Raw genomic sequence first — 18,838 nt, 5'->3', positions numbered from 1 at the left:
CACGGGCCGGTCATTGCGATGTCGCTGCACCCGCACATTTCATTCGTTATCCTTCGTTTCAACGATACCCACATCGACTGAATTCGGCTCGCTTATTCGCTCGCCATACGACGGAACCCGAGCAGCGCGACCAGGCTCACGACCGACATCGCGACGATGTACAGCGCGGGCGACGCCTTGTTGTGCGTGGTCGCGATCAACCACGTGACGATCAGCGGGGAAAAACCGCCGAACACCGTCGTCGGGATGTTGTACGACACCGCGAGGCCGGTGCTGCGCACCGCGGCCGGGAACGCGCGCGCGGCGAGCGCGGGCACCAGCCCGACGAGCACGCCCATCGGCGCGGCGGCGGCGGCCTGCATGATCAGCAGGTTGCGCAGCGAAGGGCTCGCGATGACCCACGTATAGAGCGGCAGCGTAATCGCGGACAGCACGACGATCGCGGCAGCGACCATCGCGGCCGGCCGGCGCCAGACGTCGCCGAGCAGGCCCGCGAGCGGCGCGATCGCAACCATCACGATGCCGGCGACCGTCGTGCTCATGAACGGCGCGGATATCGGCAACCCGAGCTGCTTCACCGCGAACGTCGGCATGTAGATCAGGTACATGTAGAACGCGGCGGTACTGACGATCGTCACGCCGGTCGCCGCGAGGAATGACGCGAGGTGCTCGCCGAACAGGCACCTGAGCACCTGCGAAACCGGCAGCGCTTCGCCGTGCACGAACGCATCGGTTTCCGACACGCTCCTGCGGATATAGAAGCCGACCGGGCCGATCAATAACCCGACGACGAACGGCACACGCCAGCCCCAGCTTTCGATCTGATGCGGGCTGAGCGACGTCGTCAGAATCGTGCCGATCATGCCGCCCAGCACGATGGCCAGCATCGTGCTCGACATCTGCAGGCTCACGAAGAAATGGCGTCGATGCGGCGGCGCCTTTTCCGCGAGGAAGGCAACGGTGCTGCCGAATTCGCCCGATGCCGCGAAGCCCTGCACGAGTCGCGCCAGCACGAGGATCGTGGCGCCGAGCCAGCCGGCCTGCGCATACGGCGGCGCCACCGCGATCGCGGCCGTGCCGGCCAGCATCAGCCAGATCGTGACGGACATCGCCGCCTTGCGGCCGTATCGGTCGCCGTACAGCCCGAGCACGACACTGCCGAGCGGCCGCACGACGAACCCCACGCCGAAGGTCGCCGTCGCGAGCAACAGCGACCCGACCTGCCCGGCCACCGGAAAAAACAGCTTCGCGATCACGCTGGCGAAATAGCCGTAGATCACGAAGTCGAACCACTCGAGCGCATTGCCCGCGGCGGCGGCCGCGACGTCGCGCAGCGTGCCCGTTCGCGCGGACGGCGGCGCCTCCGCCGAACGGCGATCGAACGCCAGGGCGCCGGCCGGATTCACTGCATCCTCTTTCATCGTCTGTCTCCTCCACCTGCTGGCTGCGGTGGCTTCGTGCTCATGTTCGATGCGCCCCGTTACCGCGTCCAACGGATTTCCGGAATATGATCATCACCAACGTGAATAATGGTGCGAGCCGGCATGCGGCTTCGTCGGGTCGCCAGGCCGGCTCGCTGCAAGGGCAAACGCGACCTTGCCCGCGTCCCGTGTCGCCCGGACACTGGCAACCGCAACGTTCCGCTTTCCGCAGCCACGTGCGGGATGCCGGCACCCGAACCGGAGATGTGCGATGAAGGATGTGTTCCGCCAGCTCGACCTCAACCTGCTGCGCGTGTTCGCGGCATTGATGGCCGAAGGCAACGTCACGCGCGCCGCCGAGCGGCTGGCGCTTTCACAGTCGGCGGTCAGCAATGCGCTGCGCAGGCTGCGCGAATCGCTCGACGACGTGCTGTTCGAGAAGACCGTCTCGGGTGTGCGGCCGACCGCGCGTGCGCGCGAGCTGTGGTCGGCGGTCCAGCCGCACTTCGACGCATTGAAGCAGGCGATCTCGCCCGACCAGTTCGACCCGCAAGCACATCGGGGCACCTTTACGATCGCGATGTCGGACTACTCGGTCGAGCGCATCATGCCGCGCCTCGCGCGGTACATGGGCACGCATGCTCCGTCGATGCGGATCGAGCTCACGCCGTTCAGCGTCGCCGACCTGCCGGGCATGTTCGACCGTGGCGGCGTCGATCTCGCGATCGGCGGCTACCTGAACGACTCGAGCCCGAGCAGCGGCGTGCGCACGCACGAGATGTGGCCGATCCACTGGAGTTGCTTGATGCGCAAGGATCACCCGCTCGCGAAGGGGCCGCTCACGCTGAAGCGCTTCCTCGCGGCGCGGCATCTCGACGTCGGGTTTTCGGGCATGCGGGTGCCGGTGTACGACAGCCTGCTCTCCGCGCACGGCCTGCAACGCAATCTCGTCCTCACGCTGAATGCGTACTCGCCCGCGCTGGCGATCATCCGGGAGTCTGATTTCATCGGCGTGCTGCCGACCACACTGCTCGATCTATCGATCCATGAAAAGGAACTGGTGTCGCGGCAACCGCCGGTGCGCATGCCCGCACGGCCCTACTGCGTGATCTGGCATCAGCGCTGGGACAGCCATCCCGCGCACCGCTGGCTGCGGCAGACGATCGTGTCGCTGTTCACGCATCCGGCGGAGCAGCCGGGCAGCGCCGGGCGCCCGGCAACCCGGCGCGCGGCCCGCTAGTTGCGCGGGTGCGCCACCTCAGACGTTCGATACCAGCAGCCGGATCCCCGCCACGCCGAACACGACGGCAAGACACGCTTCCATCGCGCGCCGGCCGCGCACGTACAGCCGGCGCGCACCGTCCATCGAGAACACGAGCGCATAACCGCCGAACACCAGGCACCCGATCACGAGACAGCCCGGCACGACGGCGCCGTGCGACGCGCCCGCGCCGTTCGATGACAGCGCAACGATCGACACCCACACGAGGATCGCTTTCGGATTGGTCAGGTGCAGCATCGCGCCACGCACATAGAAGCGCGACAGCCGCTGCTCGCCCGCCGCGTTCAGCGACGCCGCCCCCTTGCCCGACAGCGCCGTGCGCCCCGACTTGAACGCGAGCCACAGCAGATACATCCCGCCAAAGAGCTTGATCGCGACCAGCAGCTTCGACCACGCGAGCAGCGCGGCCGACACGCCGAGCGCCGCCACCGTCGCCCAGAGCATCGACCCGGAAATGACGCCGAGCGCGAACGCGAGCGCCGCCTTGCGGCCCTGGTTCGCGGCGACCGACATGATCGCGAGATTGCTTGGCCCGGGGCTGGCCGTACCGATGAAATAGGCCGTGTAGGCCAGCAGCAGATTGGCCGAGAAGAAGGTGTGGACGCTCATGTCGAACCTCGCAAGGATGATCAGGGGATTGTTGGCAAACGCGCGCCGTCTGCCCATGGACAATTGGCCTTCAATTCGCTGGGCCAGTTGGACGGGGCGCGCAGCCGGATTGCCGCACGCGAATCCGTCTCGGTTTTGAAACACCCGTCACATTCGCGGGCGGGTTTTGCCGACCATGGCGGACATCCAGTCCCACCGCTTCCGGCAGCCCGGACGCCCGGCGGGCGCAGGCGGCACACGCGCGCCGGCCCGTTTCGTCAGACAGGTGGGGAACGCGCCACGCAATTTATTCCGGCGTTACGTTACATCCGTGAAGCATTTCGCCTTGGCGAGCCGCTCCGCGTACCCGATATGCGTCCCGCCACGCGTCTAGATGGCCGCCTCGATCCCCTCCGCCACCCAGTACCGGCGGGACTCGCCGCCCGCCTCGCTTCGCGGCTCAACAATACTCAACAATCGTCTCGCGGCACTGGTACGAAACCTGCATTCCGTTCGGGTGACAACCGCGCCGTTCACCACGCGGACACGAACCCACCGTCGGGCGCATCCACCGGACACGCCCGAACGATCCGAGCAAGTTACGAGGCCCTTCATGGATACGCTGCCCAATTCGTCCGACACGTCGTTCCAGCTCTTTCTCGCGAAGCTGCTCGAACAGCCGTTGCCCGACTGGACCGAAAAACAGCAGATGGAACTCGAGATGGCACGCTCGCTGTCCACCGAAATGGTTCACCTCGCCGAGGACATGCGCGGCCGCACGCCCGATCTCGCGCGCTGCCTCGTGCTGCTCCGCTACGCGAAGGTGCTCGACTTCATGCTGACATCGCTCGCCGCGCACCGCGACATTCATCCGCAGACGCTGCGCACGCTGTTCCGGCTCGCGAACCTGAAAGTCGACGATGCATATCCGGCCTGAGCCGGCGCAATGCATCGGCTGCCGCGGGCGTCACGCACGACCGCGGCGGCCCCTCCCGATTCGCGGCACGCGCATGCCCGACGACCTCGCCGCATGATCGCCAGGAACCGGAAATCCCGACTGGCCGGCGCACTCGGCGTGTTCGTGAAACGCTACGGCCGCAAGGCACAGAAGCATCTCGACCCGAACGATCGTCGCCACGATCACGACGTCGAGCGGACGATGCGGCGCTTGTCGCCGGCCGACCTGTCCGATCTGCTGGCCGGCGATGACGGCAGCGCCGCCGACGACGAGCCCGGTTTCGCCGAGGTGAGGCGCGCGCCGTGAGCACCGTCGACTTCGACCGGATCTGGCCGGCCATCTGCACAACCCCGGCCTGGTCCGTGACGAAAGGCCAGGGCAGCTTTCTCACGTTCGAGTTCGGGCAACCCGCGCTGTACGTCAGGGAACCGCTCGCGGGCTCGCCCGGCCTGTCCGCGGCGGCGCGCGACAGGCTCGCGTCGCGGCGCGTGACGGTCGCCGGCAGCGGGCATCTGTGGATCTGCTACTGCCATTGGTCGATCGCACTCGACGGTCGCGAACTCGCACACAGCGAATCCCGGTCCGGCGACATCGCGGCCGCCGCGCAACGGCTCGACGGACAGATCCTGCAATCGGTCGCGCCCGGCGCGCAGCCGGGTTCGTGGGCGTTCAACTTCGACCTCGGCGGCAAGCTGACGACCTGGCCCTACGGCGGGGATCCGGCCGACGAACAGTGGCATCTGTACGACCGGCGCTCGGGCAACGTGCTGACCGCCCGCGCGGACGGCACCTGGTCATACGGCCCGGCGAACGCACCGCCCGGCAGCGGATCGTTCGGTTCCGGATAGCCGCGGCGGGCGCCCCATCCGCTTCCGGCCGCACGCGGGGCTGATACCGCGAATCAGCGTGCCAGCCGGCTCCTCCGCGCAAACGGAGGTACAATCGCGCGCCATGAACGCACTTCGCCACTTCCTGCTCCGGCAAGGCGTCGCGCGACAGCTTCTGTGGGGGTTCCTCCTCGTGACGCTGCTGTCCCGCGCGCTGATGTCGGGCGCCGTGATGCTCGATCCGGACGGTCCGGATGCGGGTTCGGTGGTGCTGTGTTCGGGCCGCGGCCCGCTGATCGTCAACGTGGCGGCACTCGCCGCCCGCTTCGATGCCGGCGCGCCGATCACACCGGCCAACGATGCGCGGGCGCTCGCCGATGTGCTCAAGCATGACGCGCATGCCGACCAGACAGCGTCGTCCGGCAGCGGCGACAGCCTGTGCGTATTCGGCGCCGCGCTGTTCACGGCGCTGGCGTCGTTCGTGCTGCGGGTGCTGCTGTTTCCCGCCGCCGTCGCGCCGCGGCGCTTCCGGATTCGCTTCGACCGGTTTCCCGTCGTGCGATCGATCTTCGACGATCGCCCCCCCTCCCGCGCACCTCCGCTGTTCTGCTGACGGTTCCACCCAGCGGCTCGTGCACGTCGACGTGCGCGGGCCTGCATGCCGTTCGTCTCACACGACCTGATTCAAAGCGTTCACCCGCATGCCCGCATCGCGCGGGCGCGCCGTCATGCGCCCCTTCCGCGCATGGCGCCGCGCCGCCCGTTCCATCGATGCGCGCTGGCGGGTGCAACGCGCGTTGACGTCCGCCGGCTCGCGCCGGCGTGGCCGCTCAACGAACACGAGGAGCTGACACCATGTCGACCACCGTCGAGCGAGCCCTCTCGCCCGCCCAATCCGCCCACGCCGGCTACCGGACGCTCTGGCGCTGGCACTTCTATGCCGGCCTGTTCGTCATGCCGTTCCTGGTGGTCCTCGCGATCACCGGCACGCTCTACTGCTTCCAGCCGCAGATCGAGCCGCTGCTGTATCCGCACCGGCTCGTCGTCGAGCCGCGCGCCACACCGCGACTCGATGCCGACGCGCTGCTCGCGAACGCGCGCACCGCGATGCCGGCCGGCGCGACGCCGGTGTCCGTCCAGGTCTCGACCGCACCGGACCGCAGCGCCGAATACGTGTTCCGGCTGCGCGACGGCAGCCGCGAGAGCGTGTATGTGAACCCGTACGACGGCAGCGTGCTCGGCACGCTGAGCGTCGAAAACCGCTTCATGCAAATCGACCGGATGCTGCACCGCAAGCTGCTGCTCGGCAAGACCGGCGAGTTGCTGATGGAGCTCGCCGCGTGCTGGACCTTCGTGATGATCGGCACCGGCATCGCGCTGTGGTGGCCGCGAGGCGCGGCGCGCGTCGGGCAGGCACTGCGTCCCGACCTGTCGCTGCGCGGCCGGCCGCTGTGGAAAAACCTCCACGCGACGGCCGGCATCTGGCTCGCAGCCGGCACGGTGGCGTTCATCCTGACGGGTCTGCCGTGGTCGGGCTCGTGGGGCAAGAACTTCAAGGCGCTGGCCGCGACCGTGAACCTCGGCGCGCCGGAAGGCGCATGGGGCGGCGGGTCGGTGCGCTCGACGCGCCCGGGTGCTGCCGCGGCGCCCGCGCCTGCCCAGGCCGCTGCGCCGTCCGGCCATCACCACGCATCCGGCGATTCGATGCCGGGGATGGTGATGGACGACCTGCCGTTGCCGCAAACGCCGTGGGCGGTCGGCAACGTGCCCGTCCCGCACTCGCCGTCGGCGCCGACGCCGGCACCGCTGCCGCTGGACCGCGCGATCGCGATCGTCGCGGGCCTCGGCGTGACGAGCGGCTACACGCTCGCGCTGCCGTCCGGCACGGACGGCGTGTTCACCGCGTCGTACTTCCCGGCCGACCCGAAGGCCGAGCGCACGATCTACATCGACCAGTACAGCGGGGCCGTGCTGAAGGACATCCGCTATGACGACTACGGCGCGGTATCGCGGGCCGTGTCGTACGGCACGTCGCTGCACATGGGCCGCTACTTCGGGCTCGCGAACCAGATCCTCTGCGCGGTCCTGTCGCTCGGGCTGGCCGCGATGGCCGTCACCGGTACCGTGATGTGGTGGAAACGCCGCCCGGCCGGCAAGCTGGGCGCGCCGTCGCGCGAACGCGGCACGCCGCCGATGCGCGGCTGGGTCGCGGGGCTCCTGCTGCTCGGCATCGTCTTTCCGCTGATGGGCGCGACGATCGTCGCGGTCTGGTTGATCGACCGTCTGCTGTTCGGCCGTGCGGCACGCGCAGCCGCCTGAACCATCGCGCGCCGGCACACGCCGCGCGCCGACACGTCAAGCCCGGGCCACGGCGTGGCTCGGGCTGCTCGCGCTCGTGCTCGCGCTGGTCGCGCCGCTGATCTCGCAACTGCGCGCCGCCGCATCCGATGACGGCTTGCCGGCCGCGCCGATCTGCTCGGCAACCGGCAACACGCTCGTGACGCACGCGCAACCGCAGGCGCCGTCGGATTCGCCGTCCGACCGGCATGTCGACCGCTGCGGCTATTGCGGCCTGCTCGCCGGCCATCCGCCGCTGCAGTACGCGGTGTTCCTGCCCGCCTCCCCGGCCGTGCGGCATGCGCTGCCCGAGCCACCGACCCTCTCCGCTCGCCACCCGTCGAAGCCCTACACGCTCGCCGCGCGCGGACCACCGTCCGCCCGCGCCTGACGCGCTTCTCGAACGAGCCGACGCACGACCGTGCCGACGTCGTTCGCACCGATTGCCTACCACCCCGATGCCCGATACCGAGCCCGCGCACGAGCGCGCGCAGCGCGCCGGCCGTGGTGCGTGCCGTCTCCGTTCCGCATTCACGATAACCCTACACACAACGACATGTTTCCCTTGACCCGTATTGCCGTCGCGCTGTCCGGCGCGATCTCCGTTCTGTTCGCCTCGAGCGCATGCGCACAAAGCGCCGCCGCGCCGGCCGAAGCGCCGGCCGCTTCGACGCTGCCCGCCATCAACGTCAACGCGCCCCGCACGGCGGATTCGCTGACGTCGAAATCGACCGACGACCTGAAACGCACGCTCGGCCAGACGGTCGGCTCGGTCGGTTTCGTCGACGCCGAAAGCTACCGGAACACCTACGCATTCACGCTGCGCGACGTGCTGAAGGACGTGCCCGGCGTGTTCGTCGAAAACCGCTACGGGCAGGAATTGCGGCTGTCGATTCGCGGCTCGGGGATCGCCCGCGCCTACCACACGCGCGGCCTCGAGATCCTGCAGGACGGCATCCCGACCAACCTCGCGGACGGCAGCGGCGACTACTACCAGATCGATCCGCTGGCGCTGCAGGCGGTGCAGGTCTACAAGGGCGGCAACGGCCTCGCGTACGGTGCGTCGACCCTCGGCGGCGCGATCGACTTCATCACGCCGACCGCCCATACGGCCGATGCGCCGAACATCGTGCGCGTGGAAGGCGGCAGCTACGGTACGGTGCGCACCAGTGCGCAAATCTCGCGCGTGCTCGGCCCGCTCGACTTCCTCGCGAACTTCAGCGTCAATCACGCGGACGGCTATCGCGATCATTCGAAGGGGCAATACGAGCAGTTCAATGCGAACGTCGGCTACCGGTTCAGCCCGACGGTCGAGACGCGCTTCTATGTCGGCGTGTACGTGGTCGACCAGTTGCTGCCCGGCACGCTGTCGCTGTCCGACGCGCTGAACAATCCGACCAAGGCCGCGCCGAGCGCGGTGTCGGGCGACCAGGCGCGCAACACGCGCACCGAGCGGATCGCGAACCGCACGACGGTGAAGCTCGATTCGGGCGAACTGCAGTTCGACACGTGGGCGATCCACAAGAGCCTCTATCACCCGATCTTCCAGGCGCTCGACCAGGACGGCTGGACCTACGGCTTCGCCCCGCGCTACACGGGGCACCTCACGCTCGGCGGGATGCGCAACGACCTGATCGTCGGTGCGCGCTTCTTCGGCGGCCGCACGCAGGCGAACCAGTACGTGAACGTCAACGGCGACAAGGGCGCGCAGACACTCGACTCGACGCAGACGGCGTTCAACTACGAGGCGTACGTCGAGAACCGGCTGTTCTTCGTGCCGACCGTCGCGCTGATGACCGGCGTGAAGGTACTGCACTCGGTGCGCGAGTACATCGACAACGGCGGGCTGCCGCGCGACCCGAACTACAAGTCGACGAATGCGAGCTACAGCGGCGTCAATCCGAAGCTCGGGCTGCTGTGGCAGCCGGATGCGAACACCCAGGCCTACGTCGACATCACGCGCAGCCAGGACGTGCCCGACTTCACCGACCTCACGCAGACCTTCTCGAACACGACGCGCTTCACGCCGCTCGCGGCGCAGCACGCGTGGACGATCGAGTTCGGCACGCGCGGCTCGCGCGAGCGCGTGAGCTGGGACGTGACCGCCTATCGCTCGCTCGTGCGCGACCAGTTGCTGCAGTACACGACGAACCCGGACGTCCCGGCGTCGACGTTCAACGCGAACAAGACGGTGCTGCAAGGGATCGAGGCCGGCGCGTCGGTCGAGTTGCTGCGTAACGTCACCGGTCGCGGCGCGGGCGACAAGGTCACGCTGTCGGGCATCTGGAACCTGAACGACTTCCGCTTCAAGAACGACCCGCAGTACGGCAACAACCGGATCGCGGGCGTGCCGTTGAACGTGCTGCGCGCGACGCTGGGTTACGCGCGCCCGAGCGGCTTCCACATCGCGGCGACCCTCGACTGGGTGCCGTCGGGCGCATGGGCCGACGATGCGAACACGCTGCGCGTGCCGAGCTACACGCTGCTCGGGCTGCAGGCCGGTTACGACTTCCGCAACGGGCTGTCCGTGTTCGTCGACGCACGCAACCTGACCAACAAGCGCTATGTGAGCGACATCAGCACGGTCGCGGATGCGCGCACCGCGAACACCGCGATCTTCTATCCGGGTGAAGGACGCAGTGTGTTCGCCGGCATGCGCTACGCGTTCTGATGCGTCGCCGCCCGCAGCCGTGCTCATTGCAAAGATTCGAAGGAAACCGAAACATGAAGTTCAGATTGATGCTGCCGGCTGCCTTGCTCGCCGCCTTCTCGGCCGCCGGGCAGGCACAGGAAAGCGACGTCAAGCACACCGGCGCCACGCTTGCGCCGATTCGCGTCAACGCACAGAAGGCGACGCCGCTCACGCAGCCGCTCGACACCGGCAGCCGCCTCGGCTTGACTTCGCTCGAAACGCCCGCGAGCGTCGAGCAGATCGATCGCAAGACGCTCGACACCCGCGGCGACAGCTCGATCGTCGACGCGGTGAGCCGCGCCGCCGGCATCAGCGCGTCGCCGCATCCCGGCAACGGCGACTCGGAGCTCGGCGCGCGCGGCTTCGTCGGCACGTCGTCGGTCACGCAGCTCTATGACGGCGTGCGCCCGTACGGCGCGATCGGCGTCACGTTTCCGTTCGACACGTGGTCGGTCGACCATATCGACGTGCTGCGCGGCCCGGCATCGGTGATCTACGGCGAAGGCGCGATCGGCGGTGTCGTCAACATCGTGCCGAAGAAGCCGACGCGCGGCGCGATCCAGAACGAGTTGCAGGTCGGCGGCGGCACCGAGGGCACGGCGCGAGTCGCGTTCGGCAGCGGCGGCGCGATCAACGACAAGCTGTCGTACCGCTTCGACATCAGCGGCAACCGCTCGTCGAACTGGGTCGATCGCGGCGATTCCCGCAACCTGTCGATCTCCGGTGCGCTGCGCTACGACGTGACGTCCGACCTGTACGTGACGGCATCGTATGCGCAGGGCTTCCAGCATCCGATGCAGTATTTCGGCGTGCCGCTCGTGAACGGCGCGCTCGATCGCGCGCTCGACAAGAAGAACTACAACGTCGGCGACAGCGACATCGCATTCCGCGACAGCTGGGCGACGGTATCGGCGAACTGGCAGCCGAGCGACAGCCTGAACGTGACGAGCACGCTGTACCGGATGAAGAGCAACCGTCACTGGAAGGACGCCGAGTACTACACGTACCTGCCGTCGACCGCGCAAGTGCGGCGCAGCAGCTTCACGGAGATCTTCCACGACCAGGAGCAGTACGGCAACGTGACGGCGGCCACCGTGACCACCGCGCTGCTCGGCATGCGCAACACGTTCTCGACGGGCTTCGAGTTCAATCACACGACGTTCCAGCACGACAACAACTCGCCGTATTCGGGTACGTCGACGGTCGATCCGTTCAACTTCGATCCGGGCAGTTTCATCAACACGGCCGGCACCTATCCGAAGTACCGCAGCCAGGCGAACCAGTACGCGCTGTTCGCCGAGAACCGGCTGGAAATCACGCCGCGCTGGTCGGTGATCGGCGGGCTGCGCTACGACCATGCGAGCGTGAACCGCGACGATCTCGTGAACGGCGCCGCGTTCACGAAGGTGTTCGCGAACACGGGCTGGCGCATCGGCACCGTGTACGACGTGCAGCCCGGCCTCGCCGTGTACGGCCAGTATTCGGTCGCGGCCGACCCGGTCAGCTCGCTGCTGTCGCTGAATGCGTCGAAGGCGAACTTCACGCTCGCGACCGGCCGGCAGATCGAGATCGGCGTGAAGCAGTCGCTCCTCGGCGGCAAGGCGGAATGGACGCTTGCCGCGTACCGGATCGTGAAGAACAATCTCCTGACGGCCGATCCACTGAACCCGAACCAGTCGATCCAGGTCGGCCAGCAGTCGTCGCGCGGGCTCGAGGCGACGGTCGGCGCGGAGATCGCGAAGGACTGGCGCGTCGACGCGAACGTGTCGATCCTGCGCGCGAAATACGACGACTTCCAGCAGACGTCCGGCGGCGCGACCGTCTCGCGCGCGGGCAACGTGCCGGTGTCGGTGCCGCAGCGGCTCGCGAACCTGTGGGTGAGCTGGCGCTTCGCGCCGGACTGGACGGGCATCGCGGGCGTCAAGTACGTCGGCAAGCGCTTCGCCGATACCGCGAACCAGCTCGTGATGCCGTCGTACACCACCGTCGACCTCGGCCTCGCGTGGAAGCCGCGCAAGGACACGACGATCACCGCGCGTGCGTACAACGTGTTCAACCGCCGCTTCGTGCAGTCCGCGTACTACAACGAGACGCAATACCTGCTCGGCAACGACCGGCGGTTCGAAGTGGTGGCGAACTACCGGTTCTGATTAATGCAGTAAACAGGCTCGATATTTCAGAAGGCAATCCGAAAGAATCGAGCCTTGAGACGACCCGCCGTGCGGCGGGCCGATCAGCGGGGGGCCGTCGATTCAGCCCCGCGCGCGCACGTCACGCACGCGTGTCCGTTGTGCGCCCCGCCATCCACTTCCGGTAGCGCCGCGTCTGGCACTGCGTGGCCAGCTGCTGCCCGACCAGCGCGCGCAGCGGCGACACCTGCGGGTGGGTGCGCCGCCCCACGCTCAGCCGCGCGAGCTGGAACTTGACGACGGCCATGTTGGCCAGCGCGCCCAGCGACTTGTTCTTCCACCGGATCGGCTCCAGCACCGGCGCGCTGTCCTTGCCGGCCCGCCAGTCGCGCGGCAGGTTCGGCTCGATCGACAAGGCGGTCGCAATGCCGACCATCGACACGCCGCTGTCGACCACCTGCTCGGCCACCACGCGGCGCCGGATGCCGCCCGTGACCATCAACGGCATGCGCGCGACGGCCGTGATGTCGCGTGCGAATTCGAGGAAATACGCTTCGCGGGCCAGCGTGCGCCCGTCGCGCGCCTCGCCCTGCATCGCCGGCACTTCATAGCTGCCGCCCGACAGTTCGACGAGATCGACGCCAAGCGGATTCAGCAGCTCGACCACGCGCTTCGCATCGTCCGCGCTGAAGCCGCCGCGCTGGAAATCGGCCGAGTTCAGCTTGACCGCGACCGCGAATTCCGGCGACACCGTCGCGCGCACGTCCCGCACGACATCGAGCAGCAGGCGTGCGCGATTCTCGACGCTGCCGCCCCACCGATCCTGCCGGCGGTTCGTCAGCGGCGACAGGAACTGGCTCAGCAGATAGCCGTGTGCCGCGTGAATCTCCACGCCTGTGAAGCCGCTTTGCTCCGCGAGTTGCGCGGCGCGCACGAAGCGCCGCTGCACGTCGGCGATATCGGCCTGGGTCATCTCCTTCGGCACCGGGAACCGCTTCGACAGCGCACCGAGCGCGAGCGGCACGGCCGACGGCGCGAGCGTCGTCTGGCCGAGCGCCGCCTGCATCTGGCGCCCCGGGTGATTGATCTGCATCCACGCGTGCGCGCCGCCCGAACGCGCCACCTGCGCCCAGCGGCGGAAGCGGTCGAGATGCGCGTCGTTCTCGAGCACGACGCCGTTCGGCCCCGTCATCGCGCGGCCGTCCACCATCACGTTGCCGGTCAGGATCAGGCCGACCTGGCCATCGGCCCACGCCTGGTACAGGCGCAGCAACGCGTCGGACGGTGCGTGATTCGCATCGGCCATGTTCTCTTCGATCGCGGCCTTGGCAAGACGGTTCGGAATCACCGCCCCGTTGGGCAGTGTCAGCGGTGTAAACAGGTTCATGGAGGGCACCCTCGATTGACGATGCCCAACGATAACTTTAAAGTCAACTTTAAGGTCAAGCCCTTTTGGAGCACCGCATGAAAATAGGCGAACTGGCGCGGGCCAGCGGTATCGCGGCATCGCGCATCCGCTTCTACGAAGCGAGCGGCCTGCTCGAACCGGCCCGTCGGCAGGCCAACGGCTATCGGGAATACGGGTCGGAAGCGTTGACGCGTCTCGCGATCATCGACCGTGCGCAGCGCGCGGGCTTTGCGCTCGACGAAATCCGCGCGGTGTTGCCGCCCGATCTCGGCGCGTGGCCGCGCGACGAACTGCTGGTCGCGCTGCGGCACAAGGTCGACGAAATCGTGCTGCTCGAACAGCGTCTCGCGCAGAACCGGCAACATCTGGCGGTATTGATCGACGAAATCGAGAACAAGCCGGACGGCGAGGATTGCGCGGAAACCGCGCAACGGATGCTCGACCGGCTGTGCGCGCAGGCCGACGAACCGCCCGTGTCCGCGCCCGCGCCCGTTCCGCGGCCAGCGCGCAAGCGCGCATGACTCGTTACACTGCGTCACCTGAAAAACAGTCAACCCGCGCTACGGCGAGACGAGCCGACGCGCGTGCGCCGGCTGGCGCAGCGCGACTTCAAGACCCGATCCGCATGACGATCCCCCGCATCAGAGGATTCCTCGTCGCCGCACTGCTGACGTTCGGCATCGGCGACGCCTGCGCCGCGACGTGCGGCGACATACCTGCGTCGTCCGCATGCGCCGACACCCCCGACCTTCCGGCCGACATCGTCGCGCAGCTTCCCGCCGGCTACGCCGCGCTGGATGCCGCGTCGGGGCGCCTGACCGACAGCGCCCGCATCGGCTATGTCGTCGTCGCGCATCGGCCCGACGACTCGATGCGCAAGGCATCACCGCGGCCGCTGATGATCTTCGTGCCAGACAAGGACGGGCACTACCGGCTCGCGGCGCGCAACGACACCGTGATAATGAAAGCCGACGAAGGCGGAATGGGCGACCCGTATCTCGATGGCGTCGCCGAAAACGCGCTGACGATCGAACCGCGCACCTTCACGGTCGAACAGGGCGTATTCGCGGGGCCGAGCCACTGGCGCGACCGCGTGACGTTTCGCTACGACGCCGCGCATCGCACCTGGGTGTTCCATCGCGAAGTCATGCGGAACTGGCAGCCCAACGACGACCCGAACGGCGATGCGCTGAAGGCCGACCCGGTGCGCGTCACGCGCGCCAATGCGGCGAAAGCCGTCACGTTCCAAGCGTGGCGGCCGAGTGACTGGTGCGAGTCGGCCGAACGGCACGACACCGATCCGGCGTGCGGCAAGCCGCATTGACGGCGACGCGGCTGCACGGCTGCACTGGCTGACGATGCGGGCGGGCCGGCGACACGCATGGGTGCTGCCGTGCCGCGCGAACGGTGTCTCTGCCGGCACGCGCGTGCGCCGTTCCGCAGCCGCGCAGATTCGCTTGCGTCGCAGGCAATCGACGCGCGCCGCCCGCGTCGCGATGATGGCGCCAGCGACGCACGAACCGCATCACGTCGAGGAGCCTGCCATGACCGCCTAGGCCTTGCGCTCCATCGGCTCGCCGACGACGAACCCGCCGCCCTGGAACCGCTGCGCGGGATCGTCGTAGTCGGCGGTCGGCGCCGTCACCGGGAACAGCCCGGCGAACTGCTCGGAGCTGTCGCGCGGACGGAAGCCGAGGAAACCCACCTTCGTGTTGTCCCACCACTTCACCGGGTTGTCCGACGCGCCGTACACGATCGCGTGCCCGACGCGATTCGTCAGCAGCGAGCAGCGCACGAGCTCGATGAAGTCGCGATAGCTGAGGAACGTCACGAGCATGCGCGGATTCTTTGGCACTTCGAACGAAGAGCCGATCCGCAGGCACACGGTTTCGATCCCGAAGCGGTCGAAGTAGTAGCGCGACAGCGATTCGCCAAAGCACTTCGTCACGCCATACAGGCTGTCGGGCCGCAACGGCGAATCGGCGTCGAGCACCTCCGTGACCGGATGGAAGCCGATCGCATGGTTCGAGCTCGCGAACACGACGCGCTTCACGCCATGCTTGCGCGCGGCTTCGTACAGGTTGTACGTGCCGGTGATGTTCGCGCCGACGAGATCGTCGAACGGTGCGTCGACCGAAATGCCGCCGAGGTGGACGATCGCGTCCACGCCGTCGACGAGCTGCATCACCGCGGCCCGGTCGGCCAGGTCGACGACGCGGGTTTCTTCATGCGCAGCCGCGTCGCCGAGCGTCGCGATGTCGCTGACGCGCACGACGTCGGCCCAGTCGGCGAGCGCGCTACGCAACTGGCGGCCGAGGTTGCCGGCCGCGCCCGTCAGCAGCAGGCGCCCGAACGGTTTGCGCGTGCCGGTGGATGAGGCGTTCATCGAATCTCCTTGAATCTGACCTGAAATCTGACTGAGGTGGAAAACGTTTTCCAACTATACGCGGGAGCGCCGCTGAACGTCAATGGTCGAACCCGTTGGCAACCATCCGCACTTTCCCGATATCGGCGCGTGGCCGCACGGCCCCTTTTTCTGCCACAATCCGGCGTTATCGAACGAAAACGTTACCCTTCCGATGAAAAAAGTTTCCCCGACGATCCGCGATGTGGCGGCGGAAGCCGGCGTGTCGGTCGCGACGGTATCGAAATACGTGAACGGCACGCAGCGCTTCTCGCCGACCGTCGAAGCCCGGCTCAAGGAAGCCATCGACCGGCTCGGCTACCGTTCGAACCCGCTCGCGCGCTCGATGATCACCGGCCGCACGCGCACGATCGGCCTCGTGATCCTCGACATCAGCAACCCGCACTTCACGAACGTGGTGAAGGGCGCGAACCGCGTCGCGCTGCAGCACGACTACACGCTGCTGCTCGTCGATACCGAGGAGAGCCAGGCACGCGAGCGCTCGCTGATCGAGGCGCTCGCGCAGCGCGTCGACGGGCTGATCGTCAGCACGCGGATGCCGGATGAAGAAGCCGGCTGGATGCTCGATCTCAACAAGCCGCTCGTGCTGCTGCGCCGCAGCCCCGGCCTGCCGATTCCGAGCGTCGGCATCGACAACCGGCTGTCGACCTACATGCTCGCGCGCCACCTGCTCAATCTCGGTCACACACGCATCGCGTATCTCGGCTTCGGCACGGCGCGCGTGAACGACGAGCGGATCCAGGGTGCGCGCGACTGTCTCGCGGAAGCCGGGCTCACGCTCGACGTGCACGATGCGCATGCGCCGACCGCCGAGGCCGGCGAGCGTGCGTGCTCGCGCGTGATGCTCGGGCCGCAGCGCCCGCAGGCCGTGATCTGCTACAACGACCTGATCGCGCTCGGCTTCATGAAGGAAGCCGCGTCGCTCGGTTTCCGGCTGCCGCAGGACGTATCGGTGGCGGGCATCGACAACGTGCCGTACGGCGCATACGCGGCCCCCGCGCTGACGACCGTCGACATCCAGAGCGAGAACATGGGCGAACTCGCGATGCAGAAGCTGATCGATGCGCTCGCGGGCCGCACCGATGCGAGCTACTCGACGTTCGAGCCGCGGCTGATCATGCGCGCGTCGACGGCCGCGGCCGGCTGAGCGCCCTGCTTCGCACCTTCAAAAGAAAACGCGCCGCCCCTGGGCGGCGCGTTCGCGTGGCGACGCGCGATCACGCACTCATGCGTCAAGCTGCGCCGGCTTCATCTTCGGCGTGAGCACGTGCATCACGGCCAGCGCGATCAGGTAGGCCAATGCGCCGACCGCGAACAGCACCCAGTAGTGGCCCGTGCGCTGCAGCACCTGGCCGATCACTTCCGAGAACAGCACGCCGCCGATCGATCCGGCCATCCCGCCGATGCCGACCACCGATGCCACCGCACGGCGCGGGAACAGGTCGGATGCCGTCGTGAACAGGTTCGCCGACCAGCCCTGGTGCGCAGCGGCGGCCAGGCCGACGATCAGCACCGCGACCCACAGGCTCTGCACCTGCGACACGAACGCGATCGGCAGCACGCAACACGCGCAGATCAGCATCGCCGTCTTGCGCGCGCGGTTCACGCTCCAGCCCGCGCGCAGCAGCATCGACGACAGCCAGCCGCCGCCGATGCTGCCGACCGTCGTCAGCGCATAGATGCAAACGAGCGGCAGGCCGATGTGCTGCATGTCCATCCCGCGCGATTCGTTGAGCCACTTCGGCAGCCAGAACAGGTAGAACCACCACACCGGGTCGGTCAGGAACTTGCCGATCAGGAACGCCCACGTCTCGCGCTTGCGGATCAGTTCGCCCCAGCGCGGCGCACCGGCATTCGCGTTTGCCGCATCCATCGCTTCGGCTTCGTCGCGCGGCTCGTCGTACTCCGCGGCCAGCGCGCGCGTATCGGCCTGGCGATAGAACACGAGCCACACCGCGAGCCACACGAGGCCGATCGCGCCGATGATCACGAACGCCGCACGCCAGCCGTAGGCCACCGCGATCGCCGGGATGATCGCCGGCGCGAACACCGCGCCGATGTTCGCGCCCGAGTTGAAGATGCCGGTGGCGAGCGCGCGTTCGCGGCGCGGGAACCATTCGGCCGTCGTCTTGATCGCGGCCGGGAAATTGCCGCCCTCGCCGATGCCGAGCAGCGCGCGCACGAACGCGAAGCCCATCACCGAGCCGACCGCCGCGTGCAGCATCGCGGCGATGCTCCACACCAGCATCGCCAGCGCATACGAGATACGCGTGCCGAGCCGGTCGACGATGCGCCCGAAGCCGAGCAGGCCCAGCGCATAGAACGCGGAAAACGCCATCACGATGCGGCCGTACTGCACCTGGCTCCAGCCGATGTCGTGCTGGAGCATCGGCGCGAGCAGGCCGAGGATCTGCCGATCCATGTAGTTGATGACGGTCGCGAAAAACAGCAGCGCACAGACGGTCCAGCGGTAGCGGCTGGCGACGGCGCGCACCGTGCCGACGACGGCAGATTGCATGATTGTCTCCGATGCGCGGCCGCGCCCGTCGCGCCGCACGATGTTCGTTGTCCGGCGACCGGCGCCGGGGCGGACGGCGGCGCGCTGTCGCGCATGGCCGATCCCACCGATCAATCAGGAAAACGTTTTTTAAAGGATAGGGCGTGTGCCGGCGCCCTGTCAGTCGGGGATTTCGATGAGTCATCTCAAATTCATCGCGGCAAAAGAGACGACTGTTTCGCAACGTGGCATTAACCGTTTTTCCCGAATTTTC

General features: G+C 67.8%; 17 protein-coding genes. 12 read left to right on the top strand and 5 right to left on the bottom strand.

The window, feature by feature from the left end; translation table 11 throughout:
- Positions 1–92: 92 nt before the first annotated feature.
- A complete protein-coding gene (locus tag LGN17_RS25120; protein ID WP_226199097.1) occupies positions 93–1,421 on the bottom strand; it encodes an MFS transporter in 1,329 nt (442 codons plus the stop codon).
- Positions 1,422–1,692: 271 nt separating this feature from the next.
- Between LGN17_RS25120 and LGN17_RS25115 the strand changes: the two genes are divergently transcribed.
- On the top strand, positions 1,693–2,661 hold the full coding sequence (locus tag LGN17_RS25115) for a LysR family transcriptional regulator (RefSeq protein WP_226199095.1): 969 nt from the start codon (positions 1,693–1,695) through the stop codon (positions 2,659–2,661).
- Between the two features lie 18 nt (positions 2,662–2,679).
- On the opposite strand, the gene LGN17_RS25110 is transcribed toward LGN17_RS25115, so the two are convergent.
- Positions 2,680–3,312, bottom strand: coding sequence for a LysE family translocator (locus LGN17_RS25110; RefSeq protein ID WP_226199093.1), 633 nt, complete (start codon positions 3,310–3,312; stop codon positions 2,680–2,682).
- Positions 3,313–3,904: 592 nt separating this feature from the next.
- Between LGN17_RS25110 and LGN17_RS25105 the strand changes: the two genes are divergently transcribed.
- The 8 genes from LGN17_RS25105 (at position 3,905) to LGN17_RS25070 (ending at position 12,255) form a co-directional block, all read left to right on the top strand.
- Positions 3,905–4,228, top strand: coding sequence for a DNA-binding protein (locus LGN17_RS25105; protein ID WP_175015743.1), 324 nt, complete (start codon positions 3,905–3,907; stop codon positions 4,226–4,228).
- Between the two features lie 93 nt (positions 4,229–4,321).
- A complete protein-coding gene (locus tag LGN17_RS25100) occupies positions 4,322–4,555 on the top strand; it encodes a hypothetical protein (RefSeq protein ID WP_226199092.1) in 234 nt (77 codons plus the stop codon).
- Positions 4,552–5,097 carry a hypothetical protein gene (locus LGN17_RS25095; protein ID WP_226199090.1) on the top strand — a complete coding sequence of 182 codons (546 nt, stop codon included), beginning with the start codon at positions 4,552–4,554 and terminating at the stop codon, positions 5,095–5,097. The genes LGN17_RS25100 and LGN17_RS25095 overlap by 4 nt, the downstream gene beginning before the upstream one ends.
- Positions 5,098–5,200: 103 nt before the next feature.
- Positions 5,201–5,689: a DUF2946 family protein gene (locus tag LGN17_RS25090; protein WP_226199089.1), complete on the top strand. Its 489-nt coding sequence runs from the start codon at positions 5,201–5,203 to the stop codon at positions 5,687–5,689.
- A gap of 242 nt (positions 5,690–5,931) precedes the next feature.
- Positions 5,932–7,395 (top strand): PepSY-associated TM helix domain-containing protein, encoded by a 1,464-nt coding sequence (locus tag LGN17_RS25085; RefSeq protein ID WP_226199087.1) that lies wholly within the window; start codon positions 5,932–5,934, stop codon positions 7,393–7,395.
- A complete protein-coding gene (locus LGN17_RS25080) occupies positions 7,373–7,804 on the top strand; it encodes a DUF2946 family protein (protein WP_226199086.1) in 432 nt (143 codons plus the stop codon). The genes LGN17_RS25085 and LGN17_RS25080 overlap by 23 nt, the downstream gene beginning before the upstream one ends.
- Positions 7,805–7,969: 165 nt before the next feature.
- Positions 7,970–10,084, top strand: coding sequence for a TonB-dependent receptor family protein (locus LGN17_RS25075; protein WP_226199085.1), 2,115 nt, complete (start codon positions 7,970–7,972; stop codon positions 10,082–10,084).
- Between the two features lie 53 nt (positions 10,085–10,137).
- A complete protein-coding gene (locus LGN17_RS25070; protein WP_226199084.1) occupies positions 10,138–12,255 on the top strand; it encodes a TonB-dependent receptor in 2,118 nt (705 codons plus the stop codon).
- 121 nt (positions 12,256–12,376) lie between these two features.
- On the opposite strand, the gene LGN17_RS25065 is transcribed toward LGN17_RS25070, so the two are convergent.
- Positions 12,377–13,621: an NADH:flavin oxidoreductase/NADH oxidase family protein gene (locus tag LGN17_RS25065; protein ID WP_226199083.1), complete on the bottom strand. Its 1,245-nt coding sequence runs from the start codon at positions 13,619–13,621 to the stop codon at positions 12,377–12,379.
- Between the two features lie 77 nt (positions 13,622–13,698).
- Here LGN17_RS25065 and LGN17_RS25060 point away from each other — a divergent pair, with 77 nt between their 5' ends.
- Together LGN17_RS25060 and LGN17_RS25055 are read left to right on the top strand one after the other, a co-directional pair.
- Positions 13,699–14,163: a MerR family transcriptional regulator gene (locus LGN17_RS25060; protein ID WP_226199082.1), complete on the top strand. Its 465-nt coding sequence runs from the start codon at positions 13,699–13,701 to the stop codon at positions 14,161–14,163.
- Positions 14,164–14,267: 104 nt separating this feature from the next.
- Positions 14,268–14,966: a hypothetical protein gene (locus LGN17_RS25055; RefSeq protein ID WP_226199081.1), complete on the top strand. Its 699-nt coding sequence runs from the start codon at positions 14,268–14,270 to the stop codon at positions 14,964–14,966.
- A 228-nt stretch (positions 14,967–15,194) separates the two neighbouring features.
- Here the strand turns inward: LGN17_RS25055 and LGN17_RS25050 are convergent, their stop codons facing one another.
- Positions 15,195–16,028, bottom strand: a complete 834-nt coding sequence (locus tag LGN17_RS25050; RefSeq protein ID WP_175965564.1) for an NAD-dependent epimerase/dehydratase family protein — start codon at positions 16,026–16,028, stop codon at positions 15,195–15,197.
- 82 nt (positions 16,029–16,110) lie between these two features.
- On the opposite strand from LGN17_RS25050, the gene LGN17_RS25045 reads away from it, so the two are divergent.
- A complete protein-coding gene (locus LGN17_RS25045) occupies positions 16,111–17,214 on the top strand; it encodes a LacI family DNA-binding transcriptional regulator (protein ID WP_226199080.1) in 1,104 nt (367 codons plus the stop codon).
- Between the two features lie 78 nt (positions 17,215–17,292).
- On the opposite strand, the gene LGN17_RS25040 is transcribed toward LGN17_RS25045, so the two are convergent.
- Positions 17,293–18,585 (bottom strand): MFS transporter, encoded by a 1,293-nt coding sequence (locus LGN17_RS25040; RefSeq protein WP_175965562.1) that lies wholly within the window; start codon positions 18,583–18,585, stop codon positions 17,293–17,295.
- Positions 18,586–18,838 lie beyond the last annotated feature (253 nt).

It is taken from the genome of Burkholderia sp. AU30280, assembly GCF_020420125.1.
Classification (GTDB): Bacteria; Pseudomonadota; Gammaproteobacteria; order Burkholderiales; family Burkholderiaceae; genus Burkholderia.
Note: the sequence above shows the minus strand (reverse complement) of the source record. Positions and strands in the feature narration are given on the sequence as shown.

Bases quoted from the DNA above. Each gene is read 5' to 3' on its own strand.
- LGN17_RS25065 (WP_226199083.1), bottom strand. From the start codon at position 13,621: ATGAACCTGTTTACACCGCTGACACTGCCCAACGGGGCGGTGATTCCG.
- LGN17_RS25060 (WP_226199082.1), top strand. From the start codon at position 13,699: ATGAAAATAGGCGAACTGGCGCGGGCCAGCGGTATCGCGGCATCGCGC.
- LGN17_RS25070 (WP_226199084.1), top strand. From the start codon at position 10,138: ATGAAGTTCAGATTGATGCTGCCGGCTGCCTTGCTCGCCGCCTTCTCG.
- LGN17_RS25085 (WP_226199087.1), top strand. From the start codon at position 5,932: ATGTCGACCACCGTCGAGCGAGCCCTCTCGCCCGCCCAATCCGCCCAC.
- LGN17_RS25045 (WP_226199080.1), top strand. From the start codon at position 16,111: ATGGTCGAACCCGTTGGCAACCATCCGCACTTTCCCGATATCGGCGCG.
- LGN17_RS25050 (WP_175965564.1), bottom strand. From the start codon at position 16,028: ATGAACGCCTCATCCACCGGCACGCGCAAACCGTTCGGGCGCCTGCTG.
- LGN17_RS25105 (WP_175015743.1), top strand. From the start codon at position 3,905: ATGGATACGCTGCCCAATTCGTCCGACACGTCGTTCCAGCTCTTTCTC.
- LGN17_RS25075 (WP_226199085.1), top strand. From the start codon at position 7,970: ATGTTTCCCTTGACCCGTATTGCCGTCGCGCTGTCCGGCGCGATCTCC.
- LGN17_RS25040 (WP_175965562.1), bottom strand. From the start codon at position 18,585: ATGCAATCTGCCGTCGTCGGCACGGTGCGCGCCGTCGCCAGCCGCTAC.
- LGN17_RS25110 (WP_226199093.1), bottom strand. From the start codon at position 3,312: ATGAGCGTCCACACCTTCTTCTCGGCCAATCTGCTGCTGGCCTACACG.
- LGN17_RS25100 (WP_226199092.1), top strand. From the start codon at position 4,322: ATGATCGCCAGGAACCGGAAATCCCGACTGGCCGGCGCACTCGGCGTG.
- LGN17_RS25115 (WP_226199095.1), top strand. From the start codon at position 1,693: ATGAAGGATGTGTTCCGCCAGCTCGACCTCAACCTGCTGCGCGTGTTC.
- LGN17_RS25055 (WP_226199081.1), top strand. From the start codon at position 14,268: ATGACGATCCCCCGCATCAGAGGATTCCTCGTCGCCGCACTGCTGACG.
- LGN17_RS25090 (WP_226199089.1), top strand. From the start codon at position 5,201: ATGAACGCACTTCGCCACTTCCTGCTCCGGCAAGGCGTCGCGCGACAG.
- LGN17_RS25120 (WP_226199097.1), bottom strand. From the start codon at position 1,421: ATGAAAGAGGATGCAGTGAATCCGGCCGGCGCCCTGGCGTTCGATCGC.